The 23,543-nt window shown below is 74.8% G+C and carries 23 protein-coding genes; 18 read left to right on the plus strand and 5 right to left on the minus strand.

Features of this window, described 5'->3' with window-relative positions; translation table 11 throughout:
• Positions 1-9 precede the first annotated feature (9 nt).
• Both dnaE and LG379_RS08685 read left to right on the plus strand, forming a co-directional pair.
• The gene (gene dnaE, locus LG379_RS08680) at positions 10-3,546 is read left to right on the plus strand and encodes a DNA polymerase III subunit alpha (RefSeq protein WP_225754172.1); all 3,537 of its coding nucleotides are present in this window, start codon (positions 10-12) and stop codon (positions 3,544-3,546) included.
• Positions 3,547-3,661: 115 nt separating this feature from the next.
• Complete coding sequence (locus tag LG379_RS08685; protein ID WP_225754173.1) at positions 3,662-4,069, plus strand: pyridoxamine 5'-phosphate oxidase family protein; 408 nt, start codon at positions 3,662-3,664, stop codon at positions 4,067-4,069.
• Between the two features lie 32 nt (positions 4,070-4,101).
• On the opposite strand, the gene LG379_RS08690 is transcribed toward LG379_RS08685, so the two are convergent.
• Positions 4,102-4,323, minus strand: a complete 222-nt coding sequence (locus LG379_RS08690; protein WP_225754174.1) for an RNA-binding S4 domain-containing protein — start codon at positions 4,321-4,323, stop codon at positions 4,102-4,104.
• Between the two features lie 84 nt (positions 4,324-4,407).
• On the opposite strand from LG379_RS08690, the gene hisD reads away from it, so the two are divergent.
• Positions 4,408-5,748 (plus strand): histidinol dehydrogenase, encoded by a 1,341-nt coding sequence (hisD, locus tag LG379_RS08695; RefSeq protein WP_225754175.1) that lies wholly within the window; start codon positions 4,408-4,410, stop codon positions 5,746-5,748.
• A gap of 36 nt (positions 5,749-5,784) precedes the next feature.
• Here hisD and LG379_RS08700 read toward each other — a convergent pair whose 3' ends face one another.
• Positions 5,785-7,998: a RecQ family ATP-dependent DNA helicase gene (locus LG379_RS08700; protein WP_225754176.1), complete on the minus strand. Its 2,214-nt coding sequence runs from the start codon at positions 7,996-7,998 to the stop codon at positions 5,785-5,787.
• Positions 7,999-8,064: 66 nt separating this feature from the next.
• Here LG379_RS08700 and LG379_RS08705 point away from each other — a divergent pair, with 66 nt between their 5' ends.
• From LG379_RS08705 to LG379_RS08740, 8 genes are all read left to right on the plus strand, one after another.
• Positions 8,065-9,009 (plus strand): alpha/beta hydrolase, encoded by a 945-nt coding sequence (locus LG379_RS08705; RefSeq protein WP_225754177.1) that lies wholly within the window; start codon positions 8,065-8,067, stop codon positions 9,007-9,009.
• 116 nt (positions 9,010-9,125) lie between these two features.
• Positions 9,126-9,779 carry a YgjV family protein gene (locus tag LG379_RS08710; protein WP_225754178.1) on the plus strand — a complete coding sequence of 218 codons (654 nt, stop codon included), beginning with the start codon at positions 9,126-9,128 and terminating at the stop codon, positions 9,777-9,779.
• A 23-nt stretch (positions 9,780-9,802) separates the two neighbouring features.
• Positions 9,803-10,969: a histidinol-phosphate transaminase gene (locus LG379_RS08715; RefSeq protein ID WP_255632898.1), complete on the plus strand. Its 1,167-nt coding sequence runs from the start codon at positions 9,803-9,805 to the stop codon at positions 10,967-10,969.
• Positions 10,966-11,565, plus strand: coding sequence for an imidazoleglycerol-phosphate dehydratase HisB (gene hisB / locus LG379_RS08720; RefSeq protein WP_225754179.1), 600 nt, complete (start codon positions 10,966-10,968; stop codon positions 11,563-11,565). Before LG379_RS08715 ends, hisB begins: the two co-directional genes overlap by 4 nt.
• Positions 11,562-12,014, plus strand: a complete 453-nt coding sequence (locus tag LG379_RS08725) for a hypothetical protein (protein ID WP_225754180.1) — start codon at positions 11,562-11,564, stop codon at positions 12,012-12,014. Before hisB ends, LG379_RS08725 begins: the two co-directional genes overlap by 4 nt.
• Positions 12,015-12,038: 24 nt before the next feature.
• Positions 12,039-12,680, plus strand: coding sequence for an imidazole glycerol phosphate synthase subunit HisH (gene hisH, locus LG379_RS08730; protein WP_225754181.1), 642 nt, complete (start codon positions 12,039-12,041; stop codon positions 12,678-12,680).
• Between the two features lie 3 nt (positions 12,681-12,683).
• Positions 12,684-13,412, plus strand: a complete 729-nt coding sequence (gene priA, locus LG379_RS08735) for a bifunctional 1-(5-phosphoribosyl)-5-((5-phosphoribosylamino)methylideneamino)imidazole-4-carboxamide isomerase/phosphoribosylanthranilate isomerase PriA (RefSeq protein ID WP_225754182.1) — start codon at positions 12,684-12,686, stop codon at positions 13,410-13,412.
• Positions 13,409-14,134 carry an SseB family protein gene (locus tag LG379_RS08740; protein ID WP_225754183.1) on the plus strand — a complete coding sequence of 242 codons (726 nt, stop codon included), beginning with the start codon at positions 13,409-13,411 and terminating at the stop codon, positions 14,132-14,134. The genes priA and LG379_RS08740 overlap by 4 nt, the downstream gene beginning before the upstream one ends.
• A 24-nt stretch (positions 14,135-14,158) precedes the next feature.
• Here LG379_RS08740 and LG379_RS08745 read toward each other — a convergent pair whose 3' ends face one another.
• Genes LG379_RS08745 through LG379_RS08755 form a run of 3 tightly spaced genes read right to left on the minus strand, consistent with a single transcriptional unit; the run spans position 14,159 to position 16,171 of the window.
• Positions 14,159-14,935: a S1C family serine protease gene (locus tag LG379_RS08745; protein WP_225754184.1), complete on the minus strand. Its 777-nt coding sequence runs from the start codon at positions 14,933-14,935 to the stop codon at positions 14,159-14,161.
• The gene (locus tag LG379_RS08750) at positions 14,932-15,750 is read right to left on the minus strand and encodes a hypothetical protein (protein WP_225754185.1); all 819 of its coding nucleotides are present in this window, start codon (positions 15,748-15,750) and stop codon (positions 14,932-14,934) included. Before LG379_RS08750 ends, LG379_RS08745 begins: the two co-directional genes overlap by 4 nt.
• 49 nt (positions 15,751-15,799) lie before the next feature.
• Entirely contained in the window at positions 15,800-16,171 is a 372-nt protein-coding gene (locus LG379_RS08755; RefSeq protein ID WP_225754186.1) for a DUF1844 domain-containing protein, read from the minus strand.
• 419 nt (positions 16,172-16,590) lie between these two features.
• Between LG379_RS08755 and infC the strand changes: the two genes are divergently transcribed.
• The 7 genes from infC to pheT all read left to right on the plus strand — a co-directional run bounded on the left by infC (position 16,591) and on the right by pheT (position 23,526).
• Positions 16,591-17,229, plus strand: coding sequence for a translation initiation factor IF-3 (gene infC, locus LG379_RS08760; protein ID WP_255632899.1), 639 nt, complete (start codon positions 16,591-16,593; stop codon positions 17,227-17,229).
• An 85-nt stretch (positions 17,230-17,314) separates the two neighbouring features.
• The gene (gene rpmI, locus LG379_RS08765) at positions 17,315-17,509 is read left to right on the plus strand and encodes a 50S ribosomal protein L35 (protein WP_034222274.1); all 195 of its coding nucleotides are present in this window, start codon (positions 17,315-17,317) and stop codon (positions 17,507-17,509) included.
• A 58-nt stretch (positions 17,510-17,567) separates the two neighbouring features.
• Positions 17,568-17,951, plus strand: a complete 384-nt coding sequence (rplT, locus tag LG379_RS08770; RefSeq protein ID WP_225754187.1) for a 50S ribosomal protein L20 — start codon at positions 17,568-17,570, stop codon at positions 17,949-17,951.
• A gap of 40 nt (positions 17,952-17,991) precedes the next feature.
• On the plus strand, positions 17,992-18,828 hold the full coding sequence (locus LG379_RS08775; RefSeq protein ID WP_225754188.1) for an RNA methyltransferase: 837 nt from the start codon (positions 17,992-17,994) through the stop codon (positions 18,826-18,828).
• A gap of 53 nt (positions 18,829-18,881) precedes the next feature.
• Positions 18,882-19,535: an RNA 2',3'-cyclic phosphodiesterase gene (gene thpR / locus LG379_RS08780; protein WP_225754189.1), complete on the plus strand. Its 654-nt coding sequence runs from the start codon at positions 18,882-18,884 to the stop codon at positions 19,533-19,535.
• Between the two features lie 317 nt (positions 19,536-19,852).
• A complete protein-coding gene (gene pheS / locus LG379_RS08785) occupies positions 19,853-20,956 on the plus strand; it encodes a phenylalanine--tRNA ligase subunit alpha (protein WP_225754190.1) in 1,104 nt (367 codons plus the stop codon).
• Positions 20,956-23,526 carry a phenylalanine--tRNA ligase subunit beta gene (pheT, locus tag LG379_RS08790; RefSeq protein WP_225754191.1) on the plus strand — a complete coding sequence of 857 codons (2,571 nt, stop codon included), beginning with the start codon at positions 20,956-20,958 and terminating at the stop codon, positions 23,524-23,526. Before pheS ends, pheT begins: the two co-directional genes overlap by 1 nt.
• Positions 23,527-23,543 lie beyond the last annotated feature (17 nt).

Below are 23,543 nucleotides of genomic sequence, written 5' to 3' on the forward strand. Positions count from 1 at the left end.
CTTCCCCTCATGTCGGCACCTGGATCGGACTTCGTCCACCTCCACGTGCACACCGAGTACTCGATGCTCGACGGCGCGGCGAAGCTCGACCAGCTCTTCGCGGAGACCGCGCGGCTCGGCCAGACCGCCATGGCGACCACGGACCACGGCTACCTCTTCGGCGCGTTCGAGTTCTGGAGCAAGGCCCGTGCCGCCGGGATCAAGCCCATCATCGGCGTGGAGGCGTACGTCACGCCGGGCACCAGCCGCTTCGACCGCTCCCTGGTGCGGTGGGGCGACGCGCACCAGAAGGACGACGACGTGTCGGCGCGCGGCGCCTACACCCACCTGACGATGTGGGCCCGGAACAACACCGGGCTGCACAACCTGTTCCGCGCGAGCTCGCTGGCGTCGCTCGACGGGCAGATGGGCAAGTGGCCCCGGATGGACCGCGAGCTGCTCCAGACCTACTCCGAGGGCCTCATCGTGTCCTCCGGGTGCCCGTCCGGGGAGATCCAGACGCGGCTGCGCCTCGGGCAGTACGAGGAGGCCCGGCGGGCCGCCGGGGAGCTGCAGGACGTCTTCGGCCGCGAGAACTTCTACGTCGAGCTGATGGACCACGGCATCGACATCGAGCGCCGGGTCCAGAAGGAGCTCCTGCAGCTGGCGGAGGAGCTGGGCGCGCCGCTCGTGGCGACGAACGACCTGCACTACACGAAGCGGGAGGACGCGACCTTCCAGGACGCCCTCCTGTCGATCAACTCCGGCTCGCGCCTGACGGACCCGGACCGGTTCACGTTCGACGGCGACGGCTACTACGTGAAGTCGGCCCAGGAGATGCGGGAGGTGTGGCGGGAGCTGCCCGAGGCCTGCGACAACACGCTCGTCATCGCCGAGCGCTGCGAGGTCTCCTTCGACACGGGCGCGAACTTCATGCCGCGGTTCCCCGTCCCGGCCGGCGAGGACGAGACCAGCTGGTTCGTCAAGGAGGTCGAGCGGGGGCTGCACAAGCGGTACCCCACGGGCATCCCGGACGCGGTCCGCAAGCAGGCGGACTACGAGGTCGGCGTCATCACCCAGATGGGCTTCCCGGGGTACTTCCTCGTCGTGGCGGACTTCATCAACTGGGCCAAGGACAACGGCATCCGGGTCGGTCCCGGGCGCGGGTCCGCGGCCGGCTCGATGGCGTCCTACGCCATGGGCATCACCGAGCTCGACCCCATCGAGCACGGACTCATCTTCGAGCGCTTCCTCAACCCGGAGCGCGTGTCCATGCCCGACGTCGACATCGACTTCGACGAGCGCCGCCGCGGCGAGGTCATCCGGTACGTGACCGAGCGGTACGGCTCGGAGCGGGTCGCGCAGATCGTCACCTACGGCACCATCAAGGCCAAGCAGGCGCTCAAGGACTCCTCCCGTCTGCTCGACTTCCCCTTCGCGATGGGGGAGAAGCTGACCAAGGCGATGCCCCCGGCGGTGATGGGCAAGGACATCTCCCTGGCGGGCATCTTCGACCCGAAGGACCCGCGGTACGCGGAGGCGGAGGAGTTCCGGCAGCTGCACGCGACGGACCCGGACGCCCAGCGCGTCGTCGAGCTGGCGCAAGGGATCGAGGGGCTGAAGCGGCAGTGGGGTGTGCACGCCGCCGGCGTGATCATGTCGAGCGAGCCGCTCATCGACATCATCCCGATCATGAAGCGCCCGCAGGACGGCGCCATCATCACGCAGTTCGACTACCCGACCTGCGAGGGCCTCGGCCTCATCAAGATGGACTTCCTGGGGCTGCGGAACCTCACGATCCTCGACGACGCGCTGGTCAACATCGAGGCCAACGGCAAGCCGCCCATCGAGATCGAGACGCTCCCGCTCGACGACCGGCCCACGTACGAGCTGCTCGGTCGCGGCGACACCCTGGGTGTCTTCCAGCTCGACGGCGGGCCGATGCGCGCCCTGCTGCGCCAGATGCGTCCGGACACCTTCGAGGACATCTCGGCCGTCATCGCCCTGTACCGCCCCGGCCCGATGGGCATGAACTCGCACACGAACTACGCCCTGCGCAAGAACGGTCTGCAGAAGATCGCCCCGATCCACCCCGAGCTCGCCGAGCCGCTGGCGGAGGTGCTGGACGAGACGTACGGCCTCATCGTCTACCAGGAGCAGGTGCAGCGCGCCGCCCAGATCCTCGCCGGCTACTCCCTCGGCCAGGCGGACCTGCTGCGCCGCGCGATGGGCAAGAAGAAGAAGGAGATCCTCGACAAGGAGTTCGTGCCGTTCCAGGCGGGCATGCGCGAGCGCGGGTACTCCGACGCGGCGATCCAGGCGGTCTGGGACACGCTGGTCCCGTTCGCCGGGTACGCGTTCAACAAGGCCCACTCGGCCGCATACGGCGTCGTGTCGTACTGGACCGGCTACCTCAAGGCCAACTACCCCACCGAGTACATGGCCGCGCTGCTCACCAGCGTGCGCGACGACAAGGACAAGTCGGCCCTGTACCTCGGCGAGTGCCGCCGGATGGGCATCACCGTCCTGCCCCCGGACGTCAACTCCTCCGCCGCCAACTTCGCCGCCGTCGGCACGGACATCCGGTTCGGCCTCGCCGCGGTCCGCAACGTGGGCGCCAACGTCGTCGACGCGATCGTCGCTGCACGGGAGGAGAAGGGCGCCTTCACCTCGTTCCAGGACTTCCTCGACAAGGTCCCCGCGGTCGTGTGCAACAAGCGGACGATCGAGTCCCTCATCAAGGCCGGGGCCTTCGACCTCCTGTCCCCGAGCCGGCGCGCCCTGCTGCTCATCCACGAGCAGGCGGTCGACGCGGTCGTCGGCGTCAAGCGGCGCGAGGCCGAGGGCCAGTTCGATCTCTTCGCCGGCCTCGGCGGCGGGCAGGACGACGGGCTGTCGTTCAGCGTCGAGGTCCCCGACGTGCCGGACTGGGACAAGAAGCAGCGCCTCGCGTTCGAGCGGGAGATGCTCGGGCTGTACGTCTCGGACCACCCGCTGTCGGGGCTGGAGCACGTGCTGGCCTCGACCGCCGACTGCTCGATCGCCACGCTCATGGCGGACGACGCCCGCGCCGAGGGCTCGATGGTGACCGTGTGCGGCCTGGTGACCTCGCTGCAGCGGAAGATGTCCAAGAACGGCAACCCGTGGGCCGCCGTCACGCTGGAGGACATGGACGGGTCCGTCGAGGTGATGTTCTTCGGCGAGACCTACCTCGCCTACTCCACGGTCCTGTCCGAGGACGCCGTCGTGACCATCCGCGGCCGGGTCCGGCGCCGGGACGAGACGCTCCAGCTCCAGGCCGTCGAGGTGTCCCTGCCGGACGTCTCCGCGGTGGAGACGGCGCCCGTGACGATCACCCTGCCGGTCTCCCGCTGCACGCCGCCGGTCGTGGAGCGGCTCCGGGAGATCCTGGCGACGCACCCCGGGGTGACCGAGGTGCACCTGCGCCTCACGCAGCCAGGCCGGTCGACGGTCATGCGTCTGGAGGAAGGTCTGCGCATCGAGCGGTCGCCGGCGCTGTTCGGCGACCTCAAGGCCCTCCTGGGGCCTGCCTGCCTCGCCGTCTGACGCCGGCCGGCGCGCCGCGCCCCGACCTCCCGGCGCACGCCGGCGAACGCCCGGAGCCCTGAGGCCGTGCTGGTCGGTCGGCCCGCAGGCGGGTGACGCTCCCTAGACTGCGCGGGTGATCCACCTGACGCCGGAGCAGCACGTGTTCGTCACCGAGCGTCATCTGGCGACCCTCACCACGCTGCGCCCGGACGGGACGCCGCACGTCGTCCCCGTCGGCTTCACGTGGGACCCGGAGCAGGGCGTCATCAGGATCACGACGCGGTTCACCTCGGCCAAGGTCAGGAACATCGAGACGCGGGCCGGGTCCGGCAGCGAGGTGCGGGCAGCGGTGTGCCAGGTCGACGGCGGCCGGTGGCTCACCCTGGAGGGCACGATCGCCGTCGTGCGGGACCGCGACGAGGTGCTCGAGGCGATGCGGCGGTATGCGGTGCGGTACCGCACGCTCACGGAGGACCCACGGCGCGTGGTCCTGCGGCTGACGGTCGACCGCATCATGGGCTCCGCCTACATGACCCGCTGACCGTCGTCCGGTCGGGAGCGCGGGCGCTCGACTCACCGGAGGCGGACGGTCTCCTCGCCACCGGGCAGGTCGACCACGACGACGTCGCCCCGCAGGATCCGGCGTCCGCGTCGGCCCTCGGGCTCGCCGTTGACCGTGACCTCGCCCTCGTCGAGCAGCGCCCGGGCGTGGCCGCCGCTCTCCGCGACGCCGGCGAGCTTGAGGAGCTGGCCGAGCCGGATGCCGTCCTCGGCGTCGACGATCCGTGGTTCCACCCCGCCAGTCTGGCGCACCGGAGCCGCTGAGAACGCACGGACGTCCCCGCCGCGGCCCGGGGGCGGCGACCTAGGATCGAGGGCGTGACGACCACCTCGACGACGATCGCCCGCATCGACCTGCGGGGCAGGACGCTGACCCCGCGGGAGCTCGCGCAGGCCCTGCCGCGCCCCGAGCTCGACGTCGAGGGGGCGCTGCAGCAGGTGGCGCCTCTCGTGGAGGACGTGCGGCACCGCGGCGCCGCCGCCCTGCGCGATCTCGCCGAGCGGTTCGACGGCGTGCGGCCGGAGCGGCTCCGCGTCCCCGCCGACGAGCTGGCCCGTGCCGTCGAGACGCTCGACCCGACCGTCCGCGCCGCCCTGGAGGAGGCGATCCGACGGGTGCGTGTCGTGCACCGCGCGCAGGTGCCGGCGGACCTGGTCGTCGACGTCGCGCCCGGCGCGCAGGTGCGCCAGCGCTGGCTGCCCGTGCGCCGCGTCGGTCTGTACGTGCCGGGCGGCCTGGCCGTGTACCCGTCGTCGGTGGTCATGAACGTCGTCCCGGCGCAGGAGGCGGGCGTCCGCTCCCTCGTCGTGACGAGCCCGCCCCAGAAGGAGCACGGGGGCCTCCCGCACCCGACGATCCTCGCGGCGTGCCACCTGCTCGGTGTGGAGGAGGTGTACGCCGTGGGCGGTGCGCAGGCCGTCGCGATGCTCGCCTACGGCGCAGCGGGGGAGTCCGAGGCGGACGGCGACGTGCTGTGCGAGCCCGTCGACGTCGTCACCGGGCCGGGCAACCAGTACGTCACGGCCGCGAAGCGGCTGGTGCGCGGGGTCGTCGGGATCGACTCGGAGGCGGGCCCGACGGAGATCGCGGTGCTCGCCGACGACACGGCGGACCCCCGGCACGTCGCCGCCGACCTGGTCTCGCAGGCCGAGCACGGCCCGACGTCGGCCTCCGTGCTCGTCACGGCGTCCGCCGCCCTGGCGGACGCCGTCGAGGCGCTCCTGCCGGACGTGGTGGGCGCCACGCGGCACGCCGAGCGGGTCGCCACAGCGCTGTCGGGGCCGCAGTCGGCCATCGTGCTCGTCGACGACCTCGAGCACGGGCTCGCCGTCGTCAACGCGTACGGCGCGGAGCACCTGGAGATCCAGACGGCCGACGCGTCGGCCGTGGCGGACCGGGTCACGAGCGCGGGGGCGATCTTCGTCGGGGCGTTCTCGCCCGTGTCCCTGGGCGACTACATGGCGGGGTCCAACCACGTGCTGCCGACCGGAGGGTGCGCGCACTTCTCGAGCGGGCTCGGCGTCCACAGCTTCCTGCGTCCGGTCCAGGTCGTGGAGTACGGCGCCGACGCGCTGGCCGAGGTGGCGGACCGCCTGGTCGCACTCGCCGGCGACGAGGACCTGCCCGCGCACGGCGAGGCAGTCCGCGCCCGCTTCTGAGGCGCGCAGCAGGGCCGAGGCGTCCCGAGGGGCCGCTCACCCCACCGCGAGGGCGAAGGGCAGGACCTGTGCCGCGCCGAGCCGACGGAGCAGGCGTGCGCCGACGGTCATCGTCCAGCCGCTGCCGACCCGGTCGTCCACGAGCAGGACGGTCCGCCCGGGGAGCCCGGCCAGCGCGGCGTCGCCGAGGTCCGGCGTCAGCCGCCGGGCGACCCCGGCGAGGCGCTGCGCGGAGTTGACGTCGTGGCGACCGGACGGCACCCGCTGGTCCGGCACGAGAGCGCCGACGAGGGGCACGCCGAGGTGGCGTGCCGTGCCGGACGCGAGGTGCTGGACGAGCTCCGGTCGGCTGTCGGAGGCGATGACGACGACGCCGTCGACCCGAGGTGCCCACGCGTCGAGCACCGCCGTGACGGCTGCGCGCAGGGCCGGCGGCACGGGTCCGTCGACGGCGTGACCGTCGGACGACGTGGCGAGCACCTCCCGCAGCGCGTTGCCCCAGCCGAGGGCGTCCAGCCGCCCCACGACGCGCCCCGTGCCGGCCTGCTCGTCGGCGGGGATCCGCCCCGTCAGGGGCACGTCGAGGGCCGCCATCCCGGTGGGCCACTGGCGCCGGGGCTCGAGCTCCTCGCCGGGGACCGACAGCGCGGACCGCGCGGCACGGACCGCGTCGTCGTCCGGGACCGCCCAGGGGGCGTCCGGAGCGCACCGGTCGCACCGACCGCACCGCCAGGTGTCCGGCGCCGACCCCGCCCGCACCCACCCCTCCAGCTCCGGGTCGTCGAGCACCGACCGCAGGAAGGCCATCCGGCACCCTGGTGCGGTGACGTACTCGGTCATGAGGCGTTCCTCGGCCTCGCGCGCTGCCTGCACCCGGGCGTACCGCTCGGCGTCGTAGGTCCACGGCCGGCCCGTCGCGGTCCAGCCGCCGGGCACGCGCCGGACCGCGCCGTCCACGTCGAGCACCTTGAGCAGCAGCTCCAGCCGTGAGCGCCGCAGCTCCACCCGCGGTTCCAGGGCCGCGGTCGACAGCGGGCGGCCCGCACCCTCGAGGGCCGCCAGGGTGGCCCGCACCTGGTCCTCCGCAGGGAAGGACATCGCGGCGAACCAGTCCCAGACCGCCCGGTCCTCGCGCCCGGGCAGCAGCACCACCTCGGCGCGTTCGGTCGCGCGACCGGCGCGGCCCACCTGCTGGTAGTAGGTGATGGGCGACGCCGGGGCACCGAGGTGCACGACGAAGCCGAGGTCCGGCTTGTCGAACCCCATGCCCAGCGCCGAGGTGGCGACCAGCGCCTTGACCCGGTTGGCCAGCAGGTCGTCCTCCGACACGGTCCGCTCGGCCGGCTCCGTGCGTCCGGTGTAGCTGCGGACGGCGATCCCGGCGGTGCGCAGGTGGGCGGCGACCTGCTCCGCCGCGGCGACGGTCAGGCAGTAGACGATGCCCGACCCCGGCAGTCGCGGCAGGGTCGTCGCGAGCCACGCCAGTCGCGCGGCCTGGTCCGGCAGCTCCAGCACGGCGAGGCGCAGGCTCTCCCGGTCCAGGCCGCCGCGGAGCACCAGCACCTCACCGTCGTGCCCGGCGCGCAGCTGCTCCGCGACGTCGGCGGTGACCCGCGCGTTCGCGGTGGCGGTGGTCGCCAGGACGGGCGTGCCGGGCCGCAGGTCGGCGAGCAGCGTCCCGATCCGGCGGTAGTCCGGCCGGAAGTCGTGGCCCCAGTCCGAGATGCAGTGGGCCTCGTCGACGACGAGCAGCCCCGTGGTGGCGGCCAGGTGGGGGAGGACCTCGTCACGGAACCCCGGGTGCGTGAGGCGCTCCGGCGAGACCAGCAGCACGTCGACCTGGCCCGCCGCGATCCGGGCCCGCACGCCGTCCCACTCGTCGGTGTTGGCGGAGTGGATCGTCTCCGCCCGGATCCCGGCGCGCCGGGCGGCCTCCACCTGGTTGCGCATGAGCGCCAGCAGCGGGGAGACGATGACGGTGGGCCCGGCGCCCTGCTCCCGCAGGAGGCCGGTGGCGACGAAGTACACCGCCGACTTGCCCCAGCCCGTCCGCTGCACCACGAGGGCGCGCCGGCGCCCCGCGACGAGGGCCTCGACGGCGGTCCACTGGTCCTCCCTCAGCCGCGCGTCGTCGCGCCCCACGAGCGCGCGCAGCAGGTGCTCGGCGCGGTCGCGCAGCGCCGTCGCGCCCTGCTGACCGGGCGTCGCGGTGCGGTCGGGCTCAGGCGTCTCGAGGGTCGTCTCCGGCATCCGGGAAGTGTGGCAGCCGCCGCCGACACGGAGCGCCGGACCGGCGGTCGCTGCGACACTTCCGGTGTGACCCCTCGACGTGTCGTGACCGCTGCGGTCGCCGTCTGCGTCGGCGCGCTCTCGCTGTCGGCCTGCGGCGGCGCCGAGCCCGCTCCGGCCGACGGACCCGGTCGGGCCGCCGCCGATCGCGCTCCGGCCGACGGCCCGGGACAGGAGGCCGCCGACGCCACCGCCTCGCCCGCTCCCTCTCCCACCCCCGTCGGCGCGCCGGCGCGCCCCGAGGCCGAGCCGGGTCCGGGCGAGTACCTCGCCGGGCTGCCCGCGACCGTCGCCCTGCCCGACGCCGAGCCCGCGGCCGTCGTGGTGCTCGTCCCGGGCGGCGGCTGGAGCACCGCGGACCCGCTCGGCCTCGCGCCGCTCGGCGAGCACCTGCGCGCGGCCGGGCTGGCGGTGGTGACGATCACGTACGGCACCTCCTCCACCGGGAGCAGCTGGCCGGTGCCCGCGGACGACGTGCGGTGCGCCGTCGCCTACGCCGGCGAGCAGGTCCCGGACGTGCCCGTCCTGGTCGCCGGGCACTCCGCCGGGGCGCACCTGGCCGCCGTCGTCGGCCTGGTGCCCGAGGGTCGGGGTGCCTTCTGCCCGTACCCGCCGCGGGCCGCCGACGGCGTGGTCGGCCTGGCCGGGCCGTACGACGTCTCGGCGACCGGCGGTCTCGCGGGCAACCTCTTCGGCGTCGCCGAGCCGGAGGCGCCGGACCTGTGGGCGGAGGGCAACCCGCTGCTGCTGGCCGGCGGGCGCCCCGACCTCCCGTTCCTGCTCGTGCACGGCACCGCCGACCGGCTGGTGGGCGAGGAGTTCGCCCGCGCCTTCGAGGACGCGCTCGACGACGGTGGCCACCCGGTCGAGGTGGTCGTCGTGGAAGGGGCGACGCACAACGGCGTCCTGCGCCCGGACGCCGTGGGCGACGTCGTCGCGACGTGGTCGCTCCAGACGGCCGCGACGTCCTGAACGGACCGCTCCACCGTGTGACGTCCCGCGCCGGACCGTGCCCGTGCGACGGTCAGGGCGCCGTAGGATCTCGGCCGTGCCCGGCGACGCCGCCGGGGCCCGGACAGGAGGATGACGTGGTCGTCGTGGAAGCGGTCGGCTGGATCGGCTCGGCCGTCCTCATCGTGTCGCTGCTGCAGACCCGCGTCATGCGGTTCCGCGTGCTCAACCTCTCCGCCAGCGCCGTCCTGGTGTTCTACAACGCCGTGCTGGGCGTCTGGCCGATGGTGGCGATGAACGCCGTCCTGGTCGGGATCAACCTCTTCTTCATCGTGCGGCTCGTCCGCCAGCGGCACGACGCGCGCGTCTACGACGCCGTCCCCATCGCCCCGCAGGAGCCGTTCCTGCGCCACCTGCTGCACCGGCACGCCGACGACATCGCCACCTTCAACCCCGACCTGCGGGGCCGCGACCTCGACGACGTCGCGACCTCCGCCGAGCACGCGTTCCTCGTGAGCTCCGGCGACGAGGTCGTCGGCGTGGTCCTCACCCGGCGCGGGGCCGACGCGCAGGAGCAGCAGGTCGTCCTGGACTACGTCCTGCCCGCGTACCGGGACTTCACGCCCGGCGAGTTCGTCTTCCGGCTCGACGGCCCGTTCGCGGCGCTCGGCACCCGCCGGGTCGTCGCGTCGCCCGGCATGGCGGCGTCGGAGCGCTACCTCGAGGTGGTGGGCTTCCGGGCCGACGGGGACCGGCGGGTCCTGGACCTGGGCGGTCGCACCGGGGGCTGAGTCCGCTGGCTACGATCGGGCGCGTGACCGCCGAGACCAGCCCCGCGACGCGCGCCCCGACGGGCGCCGCGCCGGCGACGGCATCAGCGGCCGGGTCCCGCCTGCCGGTGCGGGAGGACCTCGCGGGCCTGGAGCCCTACGGCGCCCCCCAGCTGGACGTGCCGGTGCTGCTCAACGTCAACGAGAACCCGTACCCGCCGTCGGACCAGGTCGTCGCGGACGTCGCGCGCGCCGTGGCCGACGCGGCCCGCGGCCTCAACCGGTACCCCGACCGGGAGTTCCTCGCGCTGCGCGCCGACCTCGCGTCGTACCTGGGTCGGGAGTCGGGGGTCCGCCCCCCGGTGGAGCACGTGTGGGCGGCGAACGGCTCGAACGAGATCATGCTGCACCTCCTCCAGGCCTTCGGCGGCCCGGGTCGGACCGCGCTGTCGTTCGCGCCGACGTACTCGATGTACCCGGAGTACGCCCGCGACACCGCGACGCGCTGGGTGACCGGGCGCCGCGCGGAGGACTTCGCGCTGGACCTCGACGAGGTGCGCGCCCGCATGGCGGAGCACGCGCCGTCGGTCGTGCTCCTCGCGAGCCCGAACAACCCCACCGGCACCGCCCTGCCGGCCGCCGAGGTCCGTGCGGTCCTCGCCGCGGCCGACGACGTCCCCGGCGGGTGCGTCGTCGTCGTCGACGAGGCGTACGGGGAGTTCCGGCGGCGGGGTGTGCCCTCGGCGCTCGAGCTGCTCGGTGAGCACCCGAACCTCGTCGTGACCCGGACGATGTCCAAGGCGTTCGGTCTCGCCGGGGCCCGGGTGGGGTACCTCGTCGCCGACCACCCCGTCGTGGACGCCCTGCGCGTCGTGCGCCTGCCGTACCACCTCTCCGCGGTGACCCAGGCGGTCGCCCGCGCCGCGCTCGCGCACGCCGACGAGCTCATGGCCCAGGTCGACGGGCTGCGCAGGGAGCGCGACGCGACGGTGGGCTGGCTGCGGGACCGCGGGCTGACGGTGGCGGACAGCGACGCCAACTTCGTGCTGTTCGGACGCTTCGAGGACCGGCACGCCGTCTGGCAGGGACTGCTGGACCGGGGGGTCCTCATCCGTGAGACGGGCCCCGAGGGATGGCTCCGGGTGTCGATCGGCACCCCGGAGGAGATGACGGCGTTCCGCGACGCCCTGGTGGAGGTGGCAGGACTGTGAGCAGGACAGCGCGCATCGAGCGCACCACGTCGGAGTCGAGCGTGCTCGTCGAGCTCGACCTCGACGGCACCGGACGCACGGAGATCTCCACGTCGGTGCCGTTCTACGACCACATGCTCACCGCCCTCGGCAAGCACTCGCTCGTCGACCTGACCGTCCGCGCCACGGGCGACACCCACATCGACGTCCACCACACCGTCGAGGACGTCGCCATCGCGCTCGGCGAGGCGCTGCGGGTCGCGCTCGGCGACAAGGCCGGCATCGGCCGGTTCGGCGACGCCCTGGTGCCCCTGGACGAGGCGCTGGCCCAGGCGGTCGTCGACGTGTCGGGCCGGCCCTACCTCGTGCACGGCGGCGAGCCCGCCGGACAGGAGTACCACCTCATCGGCGGCCACTTCACCGGTTCGCTGACCCGGCACGTGCTCGAGTCGATCGCCCACCACGCCGGGATCTGCATCCACATGCGGGTGCTCGCGGGCCGCGACCCGCACCACGTCGTGGAGGCGCAGTTCAAGGCGCTGGCCCGTGCGCTGCGCGCGGCCGTGGCGCCGGACCCGGGGGTGGAGGGGATCCCCTCGACGAAGGGCGCCCTGTGAGCGCGGACGACGTCGCCCTGCCGCCGACGGCGGTCCTGCTCACCCAGGTCGCGCACGCCGAGGCGCTCGCGGCCGCGTGCGCGCTGGGCAAGGTCCCCGTCGACGTCGTGCCCAGCGACATCGGCGCGATCGCCGTGTGCCGTGACGCGACGGGGGAGCAGCCCGAGCGGGCCGCGGCGGCCGTGTCGCAGGCGTTGGCGAACACGATGGTGGTCCTGCTCGTGCACCGCGGCGGGCGGATGTCCGGCTCCCGGTGGTCCGGCGGCACCCGCGGAGACGACGTCTCCGCCGTGCTCATGCTCGACGGGGCGCCCGCGGTGGTCGAGCAGCTGCTCCTCGGCCAGGTAGCGGCGGGGGACCTGCCGGGCGTCGTGACCTCGGTCGGGATGTCGCGGTGGAGGGCGGCGCGGACCCTGACGGCCGCGGCGCGGGCGCGTCGGCGCGGCTGAGCGGCCCGTCGTTACACTCCCTCGGTGACCTCACCCCGCGTCGTCGTCCTCGACTACGGCTTCGGCAACGTGCGCTCCGCCGTGCGGGCCCTGACCCGCGTCGGCGCGGACGTCGAGCTCACCGCCGACGCCACGACGGCGGTCGCGGCGGACGGTCTCGTCGTGCCCGGCGTGGGTGCGTTCGCGGCGGTGATGGCGGGCCTGCGGCAGGTGCGCGGCGACCAGATCATCGACCGTCGCCTGGCCGGCGGCCGCCCGGTGCTCGGGATCTGCGTCGGCATGCAGGTGATGTTCGAGCACGGCGACGAGCACGGCGTGCGCACGGAGGGGCTCGGCGAGTGGCCGGGGGTGGTCGACCGCCTGGAGGCGCCTGTCGTGCCGCACATGGGGTGGTCGACCGTGGACGCGGCGGAGGGCTCCACGCTCTTCGCCGGCATCGAGGACGAGTACTTCTACTTCGTGCACTCCTACGCCGCGCGCAGCTTCCCGCCGCTCGGCGGAGGCCGCTTCACGCCCCCCGCGGTGACGTGGGCCCAGCACGGCGGTCCCTTCGTGGCCGCCGTCGAGAACGGCCCGCTCGCCGCGACCCAGTTCCACCCGGAGAAGTCCGGCGACGCCGGCGCGGAGCTGCTCCGGAACTGGGTCTCCAGCCTGAGAGGACACTGACGCATGACGCGACTCGAGCTCCTGCCCGCCGTGGACGTCGCCGACGGGCAGGCCGTCCGTCTCGTCCAGGGCGAGGCCGGCTCCGAGACCTCCTACGGCAGCCCGATGGCCGCCGCGCTGGACTGGCAGTCCGGGGGGGCGGAGTGGATCCACCTCGTCGACCTGGACGCCGCGTTCGGCCGCGGCTCCAACGCGGAGCTGCTCGCGGAGGTGGTCGGGGCCCTGGACGTCCGCGTGGAGCTCTCCGGCGGGATCCGCGACGACGCGTCGCTCGAGCGTGCGCTCGCCACGGGGTGCCGACGGGTCAACCTGGGCACCGCCGCCCTGGAGGACCCGGAGTGGACCGCGAAAATCATCGCCGAGCACGGGGACGCGATCGCCGTCGGTCTCGACGTCCGCGGGACCACGCTCGCGGCGCGGGGGTGGACGCGTGAGGGTGGCGACCTGTGGGAGGTGCTGGACCGGCTCGACGCCGCGGGCTGCGCGCGGTACGTCGTCACGGACGTGACCAAGGACGGGACCCTCCGCGGCCCCAACCTGGACCTCCTGCGTGAGGTGTGCGAGCGGACCGACGCCCCGGTCGTGGCGTCCGGTGGCATCTCGAGCCTCGCGGACATCGCCGCCCTCCGCGGGCTCGTCGACGCCGGCGTGGAGGGCGCGATCGTCGGCAAGGCCCTGTACGCGGGCGCCTTCACCCTGCCCGAGGCGCTGGACGTCGCCGGGCGCCCGTGACCGGCAAGGCGCTGCCGCCGACGTCGGCGTTCGCCGGCGACGACGGCTCGGCGGACCCCGGGCTCGCCGCGGCCGTCACCGCGTGGGCGGACGGGCGGGCGACCCTGGCCGACGTCGTCACGGCGCTCGCCGACGCGCGCGTCCTCGTGCCGGTGCTCGCCGAGGTGGAGGCGTCCGGGACGACCGCCGCAGGCCTGCACGTCGACAAGGAGGCGTCGACCGGCGTCGTCGCCCTGGCGACCCCCGACGGACGGACCGCGCTCCCCGTCTTCACCAGCACGGCCAGTCTCGGGGCGTGGCGGTCCGACGCCCGGCCGGTCCCGGCGGAGGGCCCGCGGGCCGCCGCGGCCGCGCTGCAGGAGGGCTGGGAGGTGCTCGTCGTGGACCCCGGGGGGCCGGTGGCCGTCCCGGTGCCGCGGACGGCGGTGCGCGCCCTGGCGCTGGGCACGACGTGGCGTCCTGCCGTGGTCGACGGTGCCGTCGTGGACGAGGTGCGGTCGGCCGTCTCCGTCGCTCTCGAGCAGGTGCCCGAGGTGCGGGCCGCCGACGCCGTGCCCGGGCGGCGGGCGGAGGTCGCCGTGGTCGTGGCCCTCGCCCCCGGCCTGGACCGCGAGGACCTGGACCGGGTGCTGCGGCGCGTCGGTGCGGCTCTCGCCGCCGAGGAGGTGGTCGCGGCGCGCGTCGACAGCCTCGAGATGCGCGTCGTGACCGCGCGGCCGTGAGCGCGCCGGGGCCCGGTCAGGCGCTCAGGGCGCGCAGGGCTCGGTCGGCGTGAAGGCGGCCGTGTCGTCGAGGAGCCGCCGCAGCGTGCTCACGGGCACGAGGAAGCTCTGGCCCGCGGCGTTCTTGGCGTAGACGACGCCGATGACGCGGCCCTGCTCGTCGAGAGCGGCCGACCCCGAGCTGCCCGGCTCGACCGGCGCGTCGGTGACGAGCACCTCGCCGAGGTTCTCGTTGATGGGGTCGGTGGTCTCGCCGATGACGGTGCCGCTCGTCACCGTGAGGGCACCGCCCTGCGGGTAGCCGACGACGGTCACGGCGTCACCGCGCACCGGGTCCGCGTCCGCCAGGACGGGGTAGCTCGGCAGCTCCCCGGCGGTCCGGACGATCGCGAGGTCGGCCAGCGCGGCCGTGCTGGCGGTCGCCACGTCGATGTCGCGCCCGTCGTAGGTGGAGACCTGCACCTCGTCCGACTGCTCGACGACGTGGCGGTTGGTGATGAGGACCGTCGCGTCGATCGCGAAGCCCGACCCGGTGGTCAGCGTCCCGCACCCGACGTTGCGGATGCGCACGGCCATGCGCTGGACGGCGTCGAACCCGTCGGGGGACAGGACGCCGGAGCCCGTCGGCTCGCTCATGGGCGCCTCGCTCGGCACGAGGTCGGTGGCGCGGGGACCGGGCATCTGCGGCACCTCGTCGAGAGCTCCGTCGACGGTCGCGCACCCGGCGAGAAGGACCGTCGCCAGCACGGCGCTCGCGCCGACGCGGACGCGCCGCGACGTGGCCGCCGGAGGTCGGCTCACCGGCTCAGCTCCCGCTGCAGCGCGATGTTCGCCTCGGTCGCCGTCTGGCACAGGTCCTCCACGTCGGTGCGGAAGCGCTCCAGCTCGGCCGCGTCGTACCGGGCCGCGTCCGTCACCGTGTCCTGCAGGTACCCGATGAGCTCCTGCTGGCCCTGGACGCACTGGTCCAGGGCGAGGGCGACCTGGCCCGCCGCGTCGCTGACGCGCTCCTGGTAGTCGACGAGCTGCCGCTGGACCTCGCGGTCGTCGCCGATCTGCGCCTTCTCGTCCGCAAGCTCGACGATGCGGCCCTGCGCCGTCGCGAGCTGCGCGCGGACGCCGTCCAGCTCGGACTCCGTGCCGGCCAGCGCCGCCCGCGTCGCCGCGAGCTCGTCGCCCAGTCCGCGGGCGTCCGCGAGGTAGGCGTCGGCGCGCTCCTGCCAGGCCGTGCTCGTGCGGTACAGGTGCACCGTGGACGCGCCGAGGGCCAGGACGAGGAGGACGAGGAAGGTCGTGGTCGCGATGCGCCGCCGGCGGCGCCGCCGCTCGTCCCGTCCCGTCGGCGCCGGGTCGGTCTCTCCCGCGGGCGTCGGCCCGCCGGTCGGCTCGGGGCTCGCTGCGGTGGCGCCCGAGGCGGCGGCGCCCGGAGACGCAGCCGCCGGGGTCTGCGGGGCGGACGGCGGCGCCGGGGCGTCCGCGGGCGCGGTCGGCAGCGCGCTCTCGCGCGGGCCCGTCGTCGGGCCGTCGCCGTCGTGGACGTCCACGTCCCCCGTGCGCCGGCCGACGTCGGTGCCGTGGCCCCCCGCGGGACGCGGCAGTCCGGTGCTGTCGGTCACCTGGCCAGCATAGGACGCCGGCCCGACGGCGCCTCGGCGGGGTAGGTCGTCAGGAGACCGGTCCGGTGAACGCCTCGCCAGGCCCCTCGCCCGGGGCGTCCGGGTAGGGGAGCGCCTCCCGGAAGGCGAGCTGGAGCGATCGCAGGCCGTCACGCAGCGACCGGGCGTGCTGGTTGCCGATCTCCGGCGCGGCCGCGGTCACGAGCCCCGCCAGCGCGGTGATGAGCTTCCGCGCCTCGTCGAGGTCGGCGAGCTCGGCCCCGGGCACGTCGGCGGAGTCCTCCGCGAGCCCGCACTTCACCGCCGCGGCGCTCATGAGGTGGACCGCGGCCGCCTGGATGACGGCGACGGCGGGGATCTCCGCGATGTCCCGCACCGCGGCGGTCGTGGCGGCGGTCTCGTCCAGCGGGCCCTGTGTCATGGCAGGATCCTCTCACCGCGCCACGGCCCGGCGGCCCGCGCCGCCGCAGGGGGAGCCTCCGCGGACCGGGGTCCCCGCCCGCGTGCGACGGGGGACAGCGACCCCATCGCCAGCGCCTGGTAGAGTGCTGCCCGACCGACCTGGTTCCGTCGTGCCTGCACTGCAGTCGCACGGGACCTGGTGCACAAGCGGAGCTGATCCCACCCGCGTACCGACGGTCTGCCTCGGCAGACGACAGGTGCCGGGTCCGGTCCGGAGGTGCCGTCCCCCTGGGGCCAGCACCTCGGCGTCGTCGTCGGCGCACCGGACTGCAGGCCCCCGCGACGTGCTCGACGCGGGGGCCTTCCTCGTCGCGGCGGTCGTCCCGTCGAGTCGAGGAGCAGCACATCAGCGAGCCGCGCATCAACGACCGGATCCGCGTGTCCGAGGTCCGCCTGGTCGGTCCGAACGGCGAGCAGGTCGGCATCGTCCGGGTGGAGGATGCCCTGCGACTGGCGCAGGAGGCCGATCTCGACCTGGTCGAGGTCGCCCCGGACGCCAGGCCGCCGGTCTGCAAGCTCATGGACTACGGCAAGTTCAAGTACGAGGCGGACATGAAGGCGCGGGAGGCCCGGCGCAACCAGGCCAACACCGTCCTCAAGGAGATCCGCTTCCGCCTGAAGATCGACCCGCACGACTACGGCACCAAGAAGGGCCACGTCGAGCGGTTCCTCAAGGCGGGGGACAAGGTCAAGGTCATGATCATGTTTCGTGGTCGCGAGCAGTCGCGCCCGGAGATGGGCGTGCGCCTGCTGCAGCGGCTGGCCGAGGACGTCTCGGAGCTGGCCACGATCGAGAGCATGCCGAAGCAGGACGGCCGTAACATGATCATGGTGCTTGCGCCGGTCAAGAAGAAGGCCGAGGCGAAGAGCGAGAAGCGCAAGGCGCAGGCCGAGGCCGAGGCGGCCAAGGACGCGGCGCGCACCGGTCAGGCCGACGGTGCCGCCCCCGCGGCCACCGACGCCCCGGCGCCGCAGGCTCCCGCCGCGCCGACGCCCGCCGACGCCGCCCAGGCCTGAGGCCCCACGAACCACCCGTCCAGGTGCGAGCCCACCGGCCCGCACGTGATCCAGCCCCCGGGCGTACGAGGAAGAGAGCACACCAGTGCCGAAGAACAAGACGCACAGTGGTGCGAAGAAGCGTTTCCGGCTCACCGGGACCGGCAAGGTCATGCGGGAGCAGGCGGGCGCGCGTCACCTGTTCGAGCACAAGTCGAGCCGCCGGACCCGTCGCCTCGCGTCGGACCAGGTCCTGTCGCCGGCCGACGCCCCGAAGATCAAGAAGCTGCTCGGCAAGTGAGCCCGCGGGTGCGCAGCACCCCGCTCACCTGTGAGCCCCGACACGCAAGGAGCATCACGTGGCACGCGTGAAGCGGGCGGTCAACGCCCAGAAGAAGCGCCGGTCGACCCTCGAGAAGGCGTCCGGCTACCGCGGTCAGCGGTCCCGCCTGTACCGCAAGGCGAAGGAGCAGGTCACCCACTCCCTCGTCTACGCCTACCGCGACCGCAAGGCGCGCAAGGGCGACTTCCGCAAGCTGTGGATCCAGCGCATCAACGCCGCGGTCCGCGCCGAGGGCATGACGTACAACCGCTTCATCCAGGGCCTCAAGGCCGCGGGTGTCGAGGTCGATCGTCGTGCGCTCGCGGAGATCGCCGTCAGCGACCCGGCAGCCTTCGCGGCGATCGTCCAGGTCGCCAAGGACGCCCTGCCCGCGGACGTCAACGCGCCGTCGGCGGCCTGAGCCGCTGCGCGACCACGCGCGACCGGCGGACACCCGGCCGATGCCCGAGCTCACCAACCCCCGCGCCGAGCGGGTGAGGGCGGTCCGGGCACTGGCCGGGCGTTCGGCGCGTCTGCGGCACGGTCGCTACCTCGTCGAGGGCCCGCAGGGCGTCCGGGAGCTGGTCGTGGAGGCGCCCGGCGACGTCGTCGACCTGTACCTCACCGACTCCTCCGCGGGGCGCCACGACGAGCTCGTGGCAGCGGCGGCGGTGGCCGGGATCCGCCCGCGGATCGGCACCGCCGAGGTGCTTGCCGCCATGAGCCCGGACGCGCAGGAGGTGCTGGCGGTCGCGCGCACGCGCGTCGTCGGCGCGGCCGACGTGCTCCGGGCCGCGCCGCGCCTGGTCGCCGTGCTGCACCACGTCCGCGACCCCGGCAACGCCGGCACGGTCATCCGTGCGGCGGACGCGGCGGGTGCGGACGGTGCGGTCCTCACGGAGGCCAGCGTCGACGTGCACAGCCCCAAGGTGATCAGGTCGACCGCTGGGTCCTTCTTCCACCTGCCGGTCGCGACCGGGGCGGTGCTCCCGGAGGTCGTCGCGCTCCTGCGTGCGGCCGGGCTCCAGGTCCTGGCGGCGGACGGCGGTGGCGAGTGGGACCTCGACGACCTCCTCGACCTCGTGGGCGACCCGGCGCGCCCGTCGGCCGCACCGGACCTCGCCGCACCGACGGCGTGGCTCTTCGGCAACGAGGCGTGGGGGCTGCGGCCGGAGGACCGGGCGCTCGCCGACGCCGTCGTCCGCGTGCCGCTGCACGGCCGGGCCGAGTCCCTCAACCTGGCGACGGCCGCGACCGTCTGCCTGTACGCCTCCGCCCGTGCCCAGCGTCGGTCCTGACGGCTCGCGGTCCTGACGGCTCCCGTCGTCGCGGCTCCGGGCATCCTGGACCGATGCGCCTCTTCGCCGCCCTGCGGCCTCCGGACGTCGTGCTGCACCACCTCGCCGCGGCCCTCGAGGCCGTGCGGCTGGGCACCGACGGAGCCGACGCCGCCGGTCCTCGCTCGCCGGTGCGGTGGTCGCCACCGGAGAACTGGCACGTCACCCTGGCGTTCTACGGTGACGTGCCGGACGGGGCGGCGCACGAGCTGCAGGAGGGCCTGGCCGTCCTGTCCTCCGGCCGCGAGCCCTTCGACCTGAGCCTCCGCGGCGCCGGCGTGTTCGCGCACCGCACGCTGTGGGTGGGCGTCGGCGGCGACGCCGGCGCCGCAGCCGAGCTCTGCGCCGGGGCGCGCGAGGTCGGCGCTGTCGTCCTCGGCCACGCCGAGACGCGGGAACGGTCGCGGCCGCACCTCACCGTCGGTCGGGTCGCGCAGGACGTGCGGGCAGGACGCTCGCGGGGCCGTCGGGGGCCGGGTGACGGCCGCCCGGCGCCGGACGAACTGGCTGGTCCGGTGCGGGCCCTCGGCGTCTACGAGGGCCCCTCCTGGACGGTCACGGACCTGCGCCTGGTCCGGTCGGAGCTCGGCCGCGGCCGCGGCGGGTCCGCCCTGCACACGGACGTCGCCCGGCTCGCCCTGGACGCCCGTCACGGCGGAGAGCCGTGACCTCCCGCGCCGGACTCGCCGCTCCAGCCGGCCGGCCCTGGGTCGTGGGCCCTGTGCCATGATGACCGGCATGACCCGGCCGCCCGCTCCCGACGACGCCGCGCAGCGTGCCGTCGCGGCGGATGCCCGGCGCCGTCGTCGGACGGGTCGATTTAGCCGGCCCGCCGAGGGCCCGCCCCGCTGACGTCGTGCCGCCGGACCATCGCGCCGGCGCGACCTGACGGTCCATCCAGCGGAGGACGACGAGGCCCCACGGCGGGCGCCACTAGACTCGCCAGCCGGCCGTAGCCGCACGTCAAGCCCCCGAGAGGCCCCGGATGTCCGCCACCCCTCCGCCCGACGGCGTGCCGTCGTCGGGCACCGTCACCCCGCTCTCGCTGTCCCCGCTCGACGGGCCGGGCGTGGAGGCCGCTGTCGCCGACGCGCTCACGGCGATCGCGGCTGCCGGTGACCTCGACGCGCTCAAGTCCGCCCGGCTGGCGCACGCCGGGGACCGGAGCCCACTGGCGCTCGCCAACCGGGCCATCGGCGGTCTCTCTCCGCAGGACAAGGCCGAGGCGGGGCGCCGGCTCGGCGCCGCCCGCGGCCAGGTGACCACCGCGCTCGCGCACCGGCAGGCGGAGCTCGAGCTCGAGCGGGACGAGCGCGTCCTGGTCGAGGAGGCCGTCGACGTCACGCTGCCGGTGGGCCGCCGCCCCGTGGGCGCCCGGCACCCGCTCGAGGTGCTCTCGGAGCGCATCGCCGACGTCTTCGTCGCCATGGGCTGGGAGATCGCGGAGGGCCCCGAGGTCGAGGCCGAGTGGTTCAACTTCGACGCCCTCAACTTCGGCGTGGACCACCCCGCGCGCCAGATGCAGGACACGTTCTTCGTGGCCCCGCCCGAAGGTGCCGAGGACTCCGGGCTGGTGCTGCGCACCCACACCTCGCCGGTCCAGGCCCGGACGCTCCTCGAGCGCGACCTGCCCGTCTACATCGCCTGCCCCGGCAAGACGTTCCGCACGGACGAGCTCGACGCCACGCACACGCCCGTCTTCCACCAGGTCGAGGGCCTGGCGATCGACCGGGGCCTGACCATGGCGCACCTCAAGGGGACCCTGGACCACTTCGCGCGTGCGGTGTTCGGGCCTGAGGCCCGCACGCGCCTGCGGCCGTCCTTCTTCCCCTTCACGGAGCCCAGCGCCGAGATGGACCTGTGGTTCCCCCAGAAGAAGGGCGGCCCCGGCTGGGTCGAGTGGGGCGGCTGCGGCATGGTCAACCCGAACGTCCTCCGCGCCTGCGGGGTGGACCCCGAGGTCTACTCCGGCTTCGCGTTCGGGATGGGCATCGAGCGGACCCTGATGTTCCGCCACGGCATCGCCGACATGCACGACATGGTGGAGGGCGACGTGCGGTTCTCCCTCCAGCTCGAGGGGACGATCTGATGCCGCGCATCCCGCTGACCTGGCTCGCCGAGCACGTCGACCTGCCGCCCGGCACGACGGCCGAGCAGCTCGCCGCCGACCTCGTCCGCGTCGGGCTCGAGGAGGAGGCCGTCCACGGCGCCGCCGTCACCGGCCCGCTCGTCGTCGGCCGCGTCGTCGAGCGCACGCCCGAGCCGCAGAAGAACGGCAAGACGATCAACTGGTGCCGCGTCGACGTCGGCAGCCACAACGAGGCCGCCGACGACGGTGCGGTGCGCCCCCGCGGCATCGTCTGCGGCGCGCACAACTTCGACGTCGGCGACCTCGTGGTGGTCGCGCTCCCGGGCGCTGTCCTGCCCGGTCCGTTCCCCATCGCGTCCCGGAGGACGTACGGGCACGTGTCCGACGGCATGATCTGCTCCGCCAAGGAGCTCGACCTGGGTGACGACCACGACGGGATCATCGTGCTGTCGCCCGACGACGTCGACGCGTCGCCCGGCGACGACGCCAAGGCGCTCCTCGGCCTCGGCGAGGAGGTCCTCGAGATCAACGTGACGCCGGACCGGGGCTACTGCTTCTCCATGCGGGGCGTCGCCCGGGAGTACGGCCACTCGACGGGAGCGTCGTTCCGCGACCCGGCCGCGCTGCAGGACGCGGACGAGCGGCCGGCGGAGGGCGGTTTCCCCGTCGAGGTCGACGACGCGAGCCCGGTCCACGGCGCCGCGGGGTGCGACCGCTTCGTCGCCCAGGTCGTCCGCGCCGTCCGCGCGCACGGCCAGTCCCCGGCGTGGATGCAGCGCCGGCTCACGCAGGCCGGCATGCGCCCCATCTCGCTCGCGGTCGACGTGACGAACTACGTCATGCTCGACCTCGGCCAGCCCCTGCACGCCTACGACCTCGAGCAGGTCGCGGCGCCGGTCGTGGTCCGGCGGGCCGACGCCGGCGAGCAGCTGCGGACGCTCGACGGGACGCTCCGCGAGCTGCACCCGGAGGACCTCCTCATCACCGACAGCCCGGCGGCCTCCGGCCGCGCCGGGCGGGTGCTCGGCATGGCCGGCGTCATGGGCGGGGCGGAGTCCGAGGTCACCGACGCGACGACGGACCTGCTCATCGAGGCGGCGCACTTCGACCCGGTCACCGTCGCGCGCACCGCCCGGCGCCACCGCATCCCCAGCGAGGCGGCCAAGCGCTTCGAGCGCGGCGTGGACCCGCAGCTGCCCCGGGTCGCCGCACGCCGCGCCGTGGAGCTCCTCCTGCGCTACGGCGGCGGCACGGCGGACGACGCGCTCACGGACGTGGACCGCACGGGAGCGCGGACGGTCGTCGAGCTGCCGCTGGACCTGCCGGCGCGGCTCGTCGGTGTGCCGTACACCGCGGAGGAGGTGGCGCAGACCCTCACGGAGATCGGCTGCGCGGTCGAGGCTGACGGGCAGTCCGCTCGGGTGACCGTCCCCAGCTGGCGTCCGGACCTCGCGGTGCCCGTCGACCTGGTGGAGGAGGTGGCCCGGCTGCGGGGCTACGACGCCATCCCGTCGGTCCTGCCCCAGGCTCCCGCGGGGCGGGGTCTCACCCGGTCCCAGGCGGCTCGTCGCGCCGTGGCGGACGCGCTGGTCGGCGCCGGGTTCGTCGAGGTGCTCAGCTACCCGTTCGTCGGTGCGCACCAGCACGACGCGCTGGGCCTGCCGGCCGACGACGCACGTCGGCACGCCGTGCGCCTCCTCAACCCGCTGTCGGACGAGCAGCCCGAGATGCGCACGCACCTCCTGGTGACGCTCCTGGAGACCGTGCGTCGCAACGTCGGGCGTGGGCTCGTCGACGTCGCGCTGGTCGAGTCCGGACTCGTCACGCGACCGGACCGGGGTGCCCCGGCCGCCCCGCAGCTGCGGGGCGCCACGCTCCCGTCGTCCGAGGAGCTCGCGGCGCTCGACGCCGCGGTGCCGCCGCAGCCGCGGCACGTGGCCGGCGTCCTGACCGGCGTGCGCGAGCCCGCGGGCTGGTGGGGTCCCGGCCGCCGCGCGGACCACACCGACGCGATCGAGGCCGCGCTCCTCGTCGGCCGGGCGGTCGGCGTGGACCTGTCGGTCGCGGCGGCCGCCGTCGCGCCCTGGCACCCGGGCCGGACGGCCGAGGTGCGGCGACCCGACGGCGTCGTCGTCGGGCACGCCGGTGAGCTCCACCCGCGCGTCGTCGCGGCGCTGGACCTGCCGTCCCGGACGGTGGCGTTCGAGCTGGACCTCGACGCCGTGCTGGCCGTGGCGCCGACCGAACCGGTGCAGGCGGTCGCCGTGCCGACGTTCCCGCCGGCGAAGGAGGACATCGCGCTCGTCGTGGCCGAGCACGTCGCGGTGGGGGAGCTCCTCGACGCGGTGCGCGTCGGGGCGTCGTCGTCGCCGGCGGGGGACATCGTGGAGGAGCTGCGGGTCTTCGACGTCTACCGCGGCGCGCCGGTGCCTGACGGCTCCAAGTCCGTCGCCTTCTCGCTGCGGCTGCGGGCGGCGGACCGGACCCTGACGTCCGCGGAGGCTGCTGCGGTGCGCGAGGCCGCCGTCGCGGAGGCGCACCGACGGCACGGCGCGACCCTGCGGGCCTGACCGCGCCTCGGGCGTCG

This window comes from Actinotalea sp. Marseille-Q4924 (assembly GCF_916618755.1).
Taxonomy (GTDB): domain Bacteria; phylum Actinomycetota; class Actinomycetes; order Actinomycetales; family Cellulomonadaceae; genus Actinotalea.